The sequence below is a fragment of the Vibrio sp. T3Y01 genome, assembly GCF_013114525.1.
Taxonomy (GTDB): Bacteria; Pseudomonadota; Gammaproteobacteria; order Enterobacterales; family Vibrionaceae; genus Vibrio; species Vibrio chagasii_B.
The window spans coordinates 170,496-183,644 of the sequence record NZ_VTXJ01000001.1; the positions used below are offsets into that span (position 1 = coordinate 170,496).

The window sequence follows — 13,149 nt, forward strand, 5'->3', positions numbered from 1 at the left end:
ATCCATTATGCTGCAGTTTACCTCTCCGGAAATGGCGGTCATTCGCCAAAATGCCAGCCAAGAGATCATCGAACAAATTATTCAAGATAATCAGGTTGTGCTTACTTCAGACACTCTCGTTCCACCTGATGCCCGCGCAACATGGAATTTATATTATTTTTGCCCCACGCATGGGGTTCGCTTAAGTTGGGATAGAGATCGACCTACTGAACATGTATGCCCTGTTGATGGCGAGGTGCTTACTGGGGAGCCTTATGACGGAGCATGGTGGCGTTGGCTTAATGGGCTCAATTCGAAAGCGTGTAATGACCTGGGTTTGCTTTGGCACATTACTCAAGATCGCAAATACTTCGAAAAAGTTCGTGAGATCTTATTGGGTTACGCTGAATACTACCCGAATTACGAAGAACACGGCGGAATTCCATATAACGGTCCAGGCAAAGCAAATGCGCAGACTCTCTGTGAAGCGAATTGCAATATTGATTTTGCTCGAGGCTATGATTTCGTTAAAGAGCAGTTGAATACCGAAGAGCAATTGTTTATTGAACAGCGCTTGTTACGCGAGGGTGCTGAGTTCCTGATGCAACATCGAGCTGATCAATTGCATAACCATGAAATGAAGATTTCCGCGACGATTGGCGTAATAGGCTTGATACTTAGTGACCGAAAATTCATCGACTTTGCGGTGAGCACCCCTTATGGCTTGAAGTATCAGTTAGAGCATGGTGTAAAGGGGGAGGGCTTATGGTTTGAAGGTTCTATCCATTATCATTACTACGCTTTACAAGCACTTCTGAATTTCGAAAAAATGGCATGTAAAACAGAGTACTCACTACAATCGGTGCCAAACTTCCATACCATGTTGGCGTTCCCGCTCAAACTACTCATCAATACGGGTGACTTTCCACGTCTGAACGATTGTATTGCGGGTCAAGAGAAGTTAACTCATAGCCACCTCTTCGAATTCGGGTATCGTGAGTTCAGAGACCCTTTATTTGCATCGGCGTTACAGAGCATCTATCAAGATTCGCCACGCAACAATATCGACGCGCTGTTGTACGGTGTTGATGCATTACCTGTGGCAGAGCCGCTTATGTGCCAGTCTATTCATGCAGAACAATCAGGCGTTACGATCATGCACGATCGAGAGCACGATAACATGCTATTAATTAAGCACTCTCCGTATGGTGGTGAGCACGATCACTATGATCGACTAGGGGTGATCATTACTCGAAATGGTAAAGAAATTTTGCCTGACTTGGGAACAACAGGGTACGGTGCTGAACTGCATTATGGGTACTATAAAAATACGGTGACGCACAACACCTTGGCGGTGAATCAGGAGAATCAACCGCCAGCCAACCCTCAAGTGAATACGTTTGTAAAAGAACAGTCCTACACATGGTTAGACACACAAACAGATTGGTGTGGTGAGTTACCGACGGTCGATAGCCATACTATTGTTCAGTGGGATTTGGTCGCGTACAAAGATGTGATGTTTCGCCGTCAAATTCTGTGGTTAGGGGATGTGGCGATTGAATTCAATACCGCGGAAAATCCTCACCAACAACAACTAGATTTGGTCTGGCATGTCAGAGGACAACACTGCGCTTTGGCAGAGGCACAAGGTTGCGACAATCCACTAGATGGGCCTTTAGCAAGAATGACGGGCTGCCATGAGATGGCTCTTAAAGCGTCCACTAATTTACGTTATTCGATTGATGGACAAACCGAATTTAATCAGCAGCTGATAACGGATAGTTCAGCAACTCTGTTGTTGGGGTATGCGCCGGACAACCCTGCAACTAGTGATTTAGCTTACACTATTTTGCGTAGCCAAGAAGCGGTTCTTAAAGTTGCCACGGTATATAACTTGACGCAAAACGATGAGGTTCGAGTTTCTGATATCGAATGGCGATCGAACGTTATTAATTTAAGCTTGGTCAGAAATGGAGTGGCACAGTCTATTTCAATTAACCAAGAAACGGGGGTTACTTTGTTCGGCTGATCGAACAACAATATTAATGAAATATAACTCGCTGAATTTCACGAGTTCACCCCATAATAAAAATCCCCTCAAGAACCTTTCTTGAGGGGACATTTTGCGTTTATGGATAAGTTAAAAGATCATTATTAGTAGCACGATAGCGTTTCATTATTCACTTTCAGCCTCTTTGGAAGCCTCTGTTGCCGTACCTTTGTACAGCCATTTATCAAGTACAACTTGCAGTGCATCTAGTGATGTTGGTTTCTCTAATCGACCATCCATTAACTGATTGATCATGTCTAACTCACGTTGCCCTGACTCACCAGAAAGCGCGATGATTGGCGTATTAGGTGAGCGTGCCTTGATGATCTGGCTTGCGTCAAAGCCGTTCATGACTGGCATTTGTACATCCATGAGAATCAAATCGACTTGATGGGTTCTAAACAGTTCAACTGCATTCTCACCATTCTTAGCTTGTAAGCTATTTACACCGAGCCTGCTCAAGTACATCTGAACAAGGGTGCGTTGTACCTCTTTATCATCAACGATGAGCACGGTTGGCGCTATCCCGTTGGTTGTCACTGGTGTTGCCAGTGAGTCCGCGCTGTGTTGTTCCGTTTGAGTGCTCTGAACTTGCGGGCTGGCTTCGCTGTTCTCTTCGCTAGTCTCTTCGATATTTACTTGGCCTTGCTTCCAGTCGTTGAAATAAGGCGTACGTAACGCATCAGCTTTTGGTGCATTGGGCACAACCGGGAAATACAGGTGGAATTCAGTAAATTCACCAAGCTTCGACTTACACTCGACTCTGCCGCCAAACGAGCGCATAACACGTTGACAGTAGCCTAACCCTAAGCCGCTACCACCGCTTTTCTGGTAAGAGAAGAAGTCGTCGAAGATCTTGTGTGTGATCGTCTCATCAATACCTGGTCCTGTATCTCTGAAAGTGAGGATATTTTCGTAAGAACCGACCTGGGTGCTGATTTCGAGTTGGCTATCTGGGTACGAATCAAAATAGTAAATCGCGTTACGGATCAGATTGAAAATCACGAAATTGAATAAGGTTTCGTTTAGTTTCGCAACAAAGTCAGCATGTTGTGGTAAACGAATCCTTTCGATGATCTTTTCATTCTCAAACCCGTAGTGGCTGACGGCTTGATCTACGGCTTTGTGGATAGAAGTCATCAGGATAGGACCTTGCTCAGAAGAACTGTCGCTTACCTCTCTTAGGATGATATCTATGAGCTGTCGCCCACGTTGAATTGCGGCTTGTCCGTTCTCAATATCAAGTTGGATCTGCTTTGCTGAGGCTTGGTTTTCGATGTGCTGTTTCAAGACCTCGAAATGCAATTGTACTTGAGCAAGTGGGTTACGCATTTCATGGGCTATGGAGTTGGCGAGCGCTCTACTTTGACGAATGCGCCTATCAGCTTCGATAGTACTTTGAACGCGGGTAAGCAGGGTTTGCAGCGCTGAGATCTCTTCATTAGAGAACATTTGATCGTTGCTCTTGTGGGACGACACCAGCAGATGTGTGACCGATTCTCCCTGTCCAAACAGCGGCATAACCAAAGCGGTGTTGTTTGAGCTCATTTTGTCATAGAGAGCTTTGAGCGAAAGTTTGGAAGGCGCTGTGTAATCAAGTTCTTGCGATAACTCGTCGAACACTAGAACTGACTTGTTGGTTGAAAGATAGTCTTCGTAGAAGGTTTCGTTGTAGTTGCTATTAACAAGGCGAAGTTTGTCTTCAGGGATTTGCAACAGCTGACCTAAACGGCGCATTGCATCATCAATCGACAGCTTAAAGTCTTCTTCTAAGGCCAGTATTTGCTGTACTGGTGTTTTCTTGTTTCCGTAAACAAAGAAAGAGGCATAGCGGCTGACACGCTTGTAGAGGACGTGCCATGTGATGCCAATCAGCGCGCAGATCGGGATTGCGATTAGCCACTGATTATCGTCAGTCAGAGGGATGAAGATCGCGCCGAAGGGTATTACCAGTATTGCACAGACCAACAACGCATTAAGGCTCATGTAAGCAAGATATTTCACACTGTAGAAGCGAGAGGTTAAAAGCGCGTAGCCTACAAACAGCATTTCACTGATTGATAGTGCTGGTGGTAACCAAGTCAGTGAGAAATCTCTTAAGAAGTACGTCATGCCGAGGTGAATGGTTGCAGTAGACAGCATGAATACCAAGATACCAGCGATCATATAGCTGGTTTTGGCGAGTACCAGTTTGCTGCTGTTGGCGCGCATCGCTACCAGATTGCAAAGGGTTAACACCACTAAGCTGATCATTCCAGTGAAGAAGTAAGGCGTATGCGGGCCGAACTCGATGACAAACAGACTTGGACCAAAAATGGTGACGTCTTCAACAGTTAAGTTCGGGCTAAGGTTGATAAACAAGGAATAGACGCTAAAACTGACGAAGATGGCTTGTTGCCATAGGTGTACCTTGCCATTACGTTGTTCAGCTGCAAGCTGGCACGAGAAAAAATATGCAAAAGCAAAGGCAAAGCAAGAGGCGAGGTTGGCAAATTTAGCAGCGAACACGGCTACGGACGAACCAAGTTCCAGCAATAAATCGGTATGGAAGTAGGCATTGCTGCTTATCCAAGCAACAATACAAACCGAATAAGCGATGTACGGGACGTGGTGAGTCCCTGCAATGGTTTTACCTTTTTGCTTAAGACAATAGCAATAGTAGATTAACCACATGACTACGATGGCAACGGTTGCGAGAAGCGTTATCGCCTTAGCGTAGACAATCGCCTCCAAGCCGAAATCAAACATGTTCATCTTTTTTTTCCGAGCTTGACGTTGTTCTAACTCTTAGTTTTCTACTGCTACGCACGGCGTGTTTGTAGCCACGAAAATCAGTGTCATTGAATACGTTAACCATCTTTTCAAAATTCCAAAAGCCACGATAAATAGTGGTACCGTCGTTATTTAGCTCACAGAACCCAGAGTGGAAATAGGCTTTAGGATCGATAGCTTGATAAAACTGGAGCATGAAAGGTTGCTCGATGATAGTGAAGCCAGCCTTGTAACCTACTTGATGCAGTACACTCATGAGTTCTTTTTGAGCAAGGTAGAGGAAGTAGAGTTTTTGCTGAGTATTGCCGCTGACGGTTAGGCGTAATACTTCACATATGGCTTTAGTATCCGACAGCTGTAAGTGGAAGGTACTGTCGAACTCTGGCAGAGAGCAACACTTTGAAAGTATTGAAGGTGTAAAAATCTGTAACTCTGAGAGTTGCTGGTAGCCGTGCTCGGGCAAGCAGTATTGCCAGTTTTCGTTGCTGAAGGGGGGGGCATAGCTTAACCAAGTATCATTTTTTGCCCAGTCTTGAATCAGCGCTGAAGAGACCAGCGTTGGAAAGGCTTCATCAACAGGGTGCTTAAGTAAGATAAAGTGCTTCCCAGATTGTGAAAGGTGCAGCAGAGGCAGCATCTCAAACCATTTCTCACCTTTTATGAAGGTTTCTAGGTTACTCAAAGCAATAGCATCACTGATTGGCATCGCTTGTGGGTGGCACGGTGTCTGTACCATGAGAGAGTCGGATTCGATGTGTTCAATGATCGCGCCGTAGTACGCGCAATCTTTAATCGGTAGCTCGATACGTGAGATAGCTCTATCGTTGAGCGGCGATTTTGTCTTTATTGCGGCAATTTCACATTCACACCAAAAGTCCAACCAAGACATATAGAATTGGCTGGCCGCTCTTTCTAACAGAACCATATCAGGAGCTAAAGTACTCGGATACCGTTGAACCAGGTCCCGATAATCCATCAACTCAAATAATACTGAAAGACTTTTGTGTTGGTGCTCTGGGTACAAAGAACCTAGGAGGTTACGGCGATAATCAGTAACGGTTTGGAAAAGAGTAGTGCGTTGTTGTGGCTGATAAGTATTGATAACGAGATCGATCAATACTCGTTGTTTCTTTTCAATAGACTCATCGCTAGCCAACAGCGAGTCTAAAGACGTCAGTAATTTCATGGTGTGAATCTAGCCTAGGTTTATATAATTATTTTTATTCGATCTGCACTTATTTCCTGACACTTATATTATGTAAGCCTTGAGCTAACATTATTTCAGTTGTGTATAAATAACGTTGCTTGTGTCTATGAAATGAAAACAAGTTGCATAATCGAGCGCAAGTCTACTACTTGCGTATTTTCTTAACAACCGAACTTTTTCTAGTTTATGAAGTGCTAAATTAGTTTTTTCTCAATAACTTAGGTGCTATTCATAGATCTAGCCTAACATTTAGCTAGCGAGCATAAACCTTTGGTTTTATAAACTGATACCAAATATCTATTTTTTGAAGCAATCTCATAATTAATACGCAACTAAATTCACCTTTATAATTGTAGGGAATATAACGACGAGCCAAGCATACAATTGATAAATATAATTATGTCTCAAACTCTTTTATTCCCACGTCACCGTTTGGCGCTAGCTTGCTTACTTTCTAGTGCATCTACTTTCTCTTTCGCTGAAAATCAGTGTGAGGTGCCTGAGCTTCAGTTGTCATCTGATCTCGCTCATGCCGTTTCACTAGCAGACAACAGTTGCTATAGATCTTGGTTCTCAGCATCGAAGAATTCGTTAGCCAATATCTACAGCGAAGCTAGTCTGAACCAAATCAGTAATCTACTTAACTTAGAGATAGCCCGTTACCGAGGCGAAGCTGAGCAAGCACGCAAACTTGAAAACTTAGGTGAATTTGTTCGTGCAGCTTATTACGTTCGTTATAACGCGCGAGAAGAAGATTTCTCTGAGGCTTTAAGTGAACGCTTTGCGCATTCAACCAATGCATTTCTTGCTAATCCTAATTCGCTAAATCAAGGGCGAGAACAAGTTGGTGCGCTGAAGAGCCTGACGCTTATGGTCGACAACGTGAAGCAACTTCCACTCACTATGGATGCACAACTTGCGGCACTTAGCCACTTCAACCGTCAAACGGCGCAAGACTCACATTGGGTTGATGGGCTCAATAATCTATTCAGAGCGATGGCCGGGCATGCTGCTCGAGATGACTTCTACAATTACCTAGCAAACAACACTCAACATATAGATACACTAGCGAGGTTTGCTCGTGACAATCGCTGGGCTTTGGATACAGATGCGAGCTTTTTGGTTTATAACGCGGTGCGCGAGACGGGAAGATTGCTAGCAAGCCCAGATAAAGCGACTAAAGATAAAGCGTTGCAGGTGATGCAAGATGTAATAGTGCAAAATCCTCTGGGTAGTGAGCACGATAAACTATGGCTAGCGGCGGTAGAAATGCTGGGATATTTTGCACCAGAGGGGTTGAACGGACTCGATCTTGAACAGGCGAAACGCGACGTTGCTCAACGTATCTTACCTAACCGCTACGAGTGCCCAGGCCCTGCAATTCTTCGCTCTCAAGATTTAACTGAGTTACAAGCTGCAAAGGCGTGTGATGTATTGGCAGCTAAAGAGGCAGACTTTCACCAAGTTGCCAATACAGGGCAGCAACCGGTGGCTGATGACAACAATCATAATGTTGAGATCGCGGTGTTTGGTAGTAAAGGCAGTTATGTTGACTACTCTTCATTCCTGTTTGGTAATACGACGGATAACGGTGGTCAGTACTTAGAAGGCAATCCGGCCGACTTGGAGAATGTAGCGCGTTTCGTGGCTTACCGTTACGACAATGGGGATGAGCTCTCCATTCTGAATTTTGAACATGAATACACGCACTACCTAGATGCGCGCTTCAATCTACATGGTTCATTTAATGATAACTTGGCTCATGGTTATGTGGTGTGGTGGTTGGAAGGGTTCGCCGAGTATATGCATTACAAGCAAGGCTATGATGCCGCAATTCGCTTAATTGATAGTGGAAAGATGCGCCTATCGGATGTACTTGCGACCACTTACTCTCATGATTCAAACCGTATTTACCGATGGGGGTATTTGGCGACCCGCTTTATGCTAGAAGAGCATCCAAATGAAGTGGAAAGCTTACTGGCGCTGTCTCGTTCTGGTCAGTTTGCTGAATGGGCAAAGCAGGTAAAAGTGCTTGGCCAACAGTACGACGGTGAATTTGAACGTTGGCTAGATACGGTAACAAGTGAAGATAAACCTGAGCCTGGAGAACCCACGGATCCGACAGAACCAAGTGATCAAATCAAGACTCTTATTGCCAACCAAAACCTAGTGTTGAGTGGTGAAGCATACAGTGAGCAGCTATTCTATGTAGACGTCCCTGAGAACACCATACACTTTGAGGTGTCAATTCAAGGGAAACCTCAAGGGGATGCTGATCTCTACATGAGCTACAACCGCGCTGCGCATTACTATGACTTTGAGTTCAGCCAGTATGGTAATGGCAGTAATGAGTTGGTGACGTTTGAGCCAGAGACAACGGGATATATTAAGCCAGGCCGTTACTACATGAGCGTGACTGGGCGTACCGGTTTTAGTGGTGTTACATTGCTTGCATCGTTAGAAACAGAACAACCCGTTCCACCGTCTCCAGAGCAAGATGACCTAACACCTGTGGTATTAGAATCTGGTAAAGCTCATCTGTTTACTGTTCATCAACAACGTTACGCTGCCGTTTATGTTCCAGAGGGAGTACAAGAAGTTCGCGTATGGCTAATCGATCAAAATAATGATCCAGCAGAGAAAGGTAATGTTGATCTGTTTGCAAGCGGTGCATATTGGCCAACCGTTGGGCAGCATGACTATGCGTCGGATTATCGTGGCAGCAATGAGTATCTACAAATACCTGTGACTGAGGAAGGGTACTTACATTTCTTGTTAAGTGCAGAACAGCAAGGTGATGATGTCGAGATGTTGGTCTATTTTCATTAAGGCGCAAATCTCGAATATATAGATAACAAGCCGAGTATGAGTGCTCGGCTTTGTTTTTCTGACAGTTTTCTGTGTTAATAGAGTAGTTACACCATAATCTCTGATGAAGTGATGACATTAGCGGTTTAAGCTTGTAAGCATATGAAACACCGAGATAACGGTGTGATCACTTGTTAAAACTGAATGATTTATTTAGTGAGGATTTATGAAGAAAGCACGATTAACATCACTACTTGGAGTAGCGACTTTAGTTGGCGTGGTTGCTCTGGCTGGATGCAGTCAGAATGGTGAAGTGATGAGTCAATCACAAGAGAATACGAATCCGATCTGTAGTACTAAAAACCTAACTGGTGGTTGGTCGAAAAGTGAAGTCACACCACAAGCAGAGCAAGCGCTAGACGCCGTGCTTAGCCAAATGAACACGTCTGCAAAGCTTCAACAAATCTTGAGTGTTCGAACTCAAGTGGTGGCTGGTTTGAATTACGCGATTGAGTTTGAAATGGATAATGGTGAAGTGTGGAATACGATTGTATACCGCTCTCTACAAGGCGATATCGAAATGGTTCAGGCCGCGCAGCAAGGCCGTTTGTGTCAGTAGTCTAAGCTAGCTATCAAATATAACGTCTCACACAAAAATGGCTCCCGATTGGGAGCCATTTTTTTTGACTAGTGTCTTGTCGTAAGCTCGTAACGGTTTATTCCGCCTCAGATAATTCAGGTTCTGATACTTCGCTTTCGGATAACTCAACAACGCAAGCTCGGCTGATATCTTCATCGATGTATGCCATACCCAGTTTATTTAGGTAATCCATGCGGTCTGCAGTACGAAGATCGATATCAGGGCCTGCAATCTTGTTATCTTGGTAAACCTTGGCGAGATGAGCCATGAACTGCTCGCCCACACTCATCATCAGCAAGCTCATTGCGCCAACGTCTGGTCTTACTTTAGCGCGTTGTTTTTCAGATAAATTCACCTCTAATACAACAGGTTGTTCCTCACCTTCAAAACGAACGCTGCGCTCTCTCACCGTTTGTTGTGCCCAGTAGTACGCAAGCTCTTTACTCTGAGTTAGGAACACAGGCTCTACAGATTCGGTGTAGTTATTGCCGATGGTTGCCATGGTTTTTACGGCGGCTTGGTTGAGTGCTTTATCGCCCGAGCGTTTTAGCCCTTGGCCTTTAATGGAAGCGATTAATGCTGAAGAGGTTCCGTGATACCAAGTATCACCTGTTGCGAAACCATTTTCTGATAGCAGTGTTTTTGCATCTTGTAGGTGTTTAGGTATTGAAGTCATAGGCACTCTCAATCAAAAGAAATTTCAACAAACAGGAATCTAATAAAACATGAATACGGTTAGCTTAAACAGATGTTGCTTAGCTGACCGTGGGTTAGGGCACAAATCTGAGACTTTGAGATAAAGCCGGCCATACAAGCTTTATCTCAAAGCCTTCCCCCGGATCTTACCTAAGTAAGAGAGAAGGGCGGGGGAGGCTTTAGCGTTAGCGATTAATCAAAAGTGTTAGTGACTAATCAAAAAAGTGCTAGCGATTAATCAAATTGGTTCGATGTATTCAGTTCACCCGCTGCTTTTAGTGCGTTTTCACCAGCGAAGTACTCTTTGTGGTCATCACCCATATCTGAACCAGACATGTTTTGGTGTTTAACACATGCGATACCTTGGCGTATTTCTTTACGTTGAACGTTAGCAACGTAGCCCAACATGCCTTGTTCACCGAAGTACTCTTTTGCAAGGTTGTCAGTAGACAGCGCTGCAGTGTGGTAAGTAGGTAGAGTAATTAGGTGGTGGAAGATACCTGCTTCACGAGACGCATCTGCTTGGAATGTGCGAATCTTGTCATCAGCTCGTTTAGACAATTCAGTTTCGTCATATTCAGCACTCATTAGGCTAGCACGGTCGTAGGCAGAAACGTCTTCACCAGCTTCAACCATTGCGTCGTATGCTTGTTGACGGAAGTTTAGTGTCCAGTTGAACGATGGAGAGTTGTTGTATACCAGTTTCGCATTAGGGTGTACTTCACGAACGCCATCCATCATCTCTTTGATTTGGCCGATGTGAGGCTTCTCTGTTTCAATCCAAAGTAGGTCGGCACCAGCGTTAATTGCTTCAATACAGTCAAATACACAGCGGTCTTCACCAGTACCTTGACGGAATTGGTACAAGCCAGATGGTAGACGCTTAGGACGTACCAGCTTGCCTTCACGGTTGAAGCAAACGTCGCCTTGTTTCATGTCAGCTACATCGATCTCTTCAACATCTAGGTAAGAGTTGTAGATGTCACCTTGGTCACCTGGCTCTTTCACTACTGCGATTTCTTTGGTTAGGCCTGCACCTTGTGAATCGGTACGAGCAACGATGATGCCGTTGTCGATGCCTAGCTCAAGGAAAGCGTAACGAAGTGCACGAAGTTTCGCGTGGAAATCAGCGTGAGGTACGGTCACTTTGCCGTCTTGGTGACCACATTGCTTCTCATCGGCAACTTGGTTTTCGATTTGTAGACAACATGCGCCTGCTTCAATCATTTGCTTAGCCATTAGGTATGTCGCTTCTGCGTTACCAAAGCCTGCATCGATATCGGCGATGATTGGCACTACGTGTGTTACGTGGTTGTCGATTTTGTCTTGAATGCGGTCTTGTAGGTCGACATCGCCAGCTTCACGAGCTGCATCTAGTTCACGGAATAAACCACCTAATTCACGAGCATCTGCTTGACGTAGGAAGGTGTATAGCTCTTCAACTAGGCCTGCAACTGACGTTTTCTCATGCATTGATTGGTCTGGAAGTGGGCCGAATTCTGAACGAAGTGCTGCAACCATCCAACCAGAAAGGTATAGGTAGCGGCGATCTGTTTTACCATCAAAGTGCTTCTTAATAGAAATCAGCTTTTGTTGGCCGATAAAACCGTGCCAGCAACCTAGAGACTGAGTGTATTGAGAGCTGTCTTTATCGTAAGCCTCCATATCCGCACGCATAATATCTGCCGTGTATTGCGCGATATCTAGACCTGTTTTGAATTTGTTTTGAGCTCGCATACGAGCAGCAGATTCAGCATTGATTGCATCCCATGGAGCACCTGCAGCGCTTTTTGCAACTTCTATCATTTCGATATCTTGTGTAATTTGCGACATAACTATTCCTTAGTTTCACGTGGGGTATGGTTGCCAAATTGGCTTGGATTAAAACTTTGCTATGGACAAAGAATAACCACGCATGTGATAATTTTGTTAATTTATAGTTATTATATTCGGTATTTTTTATATGAATATTGCTCGTATAGACCTTAATTTACTTGTGTATTTAGACATGTTGCTACGTGAAAGAAACGTTACACGTGCAGCGAATCAGTTAGGTATTACTCAGCCAGCCATGAGTAATGGACTGCGCCGATTACGCGATCTGTTTGAGGATCCATTATTGGTGAGAACCAGTGAAGGAATGGTGCCAACCGAGCGAGCGCAAAAGTTGCAACCTTTGATTCGCAACATCTTGGCGAATGTAGAGAAGACCTTGCAGCCGACGACGGAATTTAATGCAGAAGACAGTGAACGCGTGTTCCGTATCATGGCGAGTGATTATGCTGAATCCACCATTATCCAGCCGCTATTAAGAAGGTTGAGTGAGATAGCGCCGAAAATACGACTCGATATTATGACGCCAAGTGACGTGAGTTATCAGGATGTAGAGCAGGGGACCGTTGATATCATCATTAACCGCTTCGACGATATTCCTCAATCCTTTCACCAGATGAGCCTTTGGCACGACGGTTTTTCTTGCCTATTTAGCTGCGATAATCCGATAGCTGACAATTTCGATATTCTTTCTTATTTAAAAGCGCAACACATTTGGGTGAGTAAAACCGGTATGGGTACGGGGGTCGGGATTAACCCAAGTGAGGCGCAGAAGTTAGGGTGGATCGATGAAGCGCTAATGCGTATTGGTAAGACCCGAAACATTACTGTGTTCACTCGACATTACCTGTCAGCGATTCTATTCGCGCAACAGAAAAACCTGATCCTTACCATCCCAACCAAAGCGGCACAGCTGCAACGTAACAACCCTAAGTTATTGATCAAACCCGCTCCCTTTGCCATCGAACCTTTTGAAGTGAAGATGGCGTGGAGCCCATTGTTACAAACCAATCCAGACCACCAGTGGATGCGTCGCTTGATAAAAAGTGTCGCCAATGAAATCGAAAGTGGTGTGACAGAATAACCCTATTTTTATGGTATTTCTTTTGTGAATGTCCATTATAAGCTGCATAAATTAGCTAAATTTTCGTCAGTTACGTAAAT

General features: G+C 44.5%; 8 protein-coding genes. 4 read left to right on the forward strand and 4 right to left on the reverse strand.

Annotated features, from left to right (window positions below; translation table 11 throughout):
• Nucleotides 1-7: 7 nt before the first annotated feature.
• Entirely contained in the window at nt 8-2,008 is a 2,001-nt protein-coding gene (locus F0232_RS00755) for a heparinase II/III family protein (protein ID WP_105058436.1), read from the forward strand.
• A 147-nt stretch (nt 2,009-2,155) separates the two neighbouring features.
• Here the strand turns inward: F0232_RS00755 and F0232_RS00760 are convergent, their stop codons facing one another.
• Nucleotides 2,156-4,777 carry a hybrid sensor histidine kinase/response regulator gene (locus tag F0232_RS00760; RefSeq protein ID WP_171750663.1) on the reverse strand — a complete coding sequence of 874 codons (2,622 nt, stop codon included), beginning with the start codon at nt 4,775-4,777 and terminating at the stop codon, nt 2,156-2,158.
• Nucleotides 4,770-5,987 (reverse strand): acyl-homoserine-lactone synthase, encoded by a 1,218-nt coding sequence (locus F0232_RS00765; RefSeq protein ID WP_105058435.1) that lies wholly within the window; start codon nt 5,985-5,987, stop codon nt 4,770-4,772. Before F0232_RS00765 ends, F0232_RS00760 begins: the two co-directional genes overlap by 8 nt.
• Before the next feature lie 420 nt (nt 5,988-6,407).
• On the opposite strand from F0232_RS00765, the gene F0232_RS00770 reads away from it, so the two are divergent.
• Complete coding sequence (locus tag F0232_RS00770; RefSeq protein ID WP_105058434.1) at nt 6,408-8,837, forward strand: M9 family metallopeptidase; 2,430 nt, start codon at nt 6,408-6,410, stop codon at nt 8,835-8,837.
• Between the two features lie 205 nt (nt 8,838-9,042).
• Nucleotides 9,043-9,435 carry a cystatin domain-containing protein gene (locus tag F0232_RS00775; RefSeq protein WP_102425312.1) on the forward strand — a complete coding sequence of 131 codons (393 nt, stop codon included), beginning with the start codon at nt 9,043-9,045 and terminating at the stop codon, nt 9,433-9,435.
• Nucleotides 9,436-9,532: 97 nt separating this feature from the next.
• On the opposite strand, the gene F0232_RS00780 is transcribed toward F0232_RS00775, so the two are convergent.
• Entirely contained in the window at nt 9,533-10,132 is a 600-nt protein-coding gene (locus tag F0232_RS00780) for a hypothetical protein (protein WP_061032180.1), read from the reverse strand.
• A gap of 254 nt (nt 10,133-10,386) precedes the next feature.
• On the reverse strand, nt 10,387-11,985 hold the full coding sequence (locus F0232_RS00785; protein WP_105058433.1) for an isocitrate lyase: 1,599 nt from the start codon (nt 11,983-11,985) through the stop codon (nt 10,387-10,389).
• A gap of 130 nt (nt 11,986-12,115) precedes the next feature.
• Here F0232_RS00785 and F0232_RS00790 point away from each other — a divergent pair, with 130 nt between their 5' ends.
• Nucleotides 12,116-13,069, forward strand: coding sequence for a LysR family transcriptional regulator (locus tag F0232_RS00790; protein WP_061032182.1), 954 nt, complete (start codon nt 12,116-12,118; stop codon nt 13,067-13,069).
• The last annotated feature ends 80 nt before the right edge of the window (nt 13,070-13,149 follow it).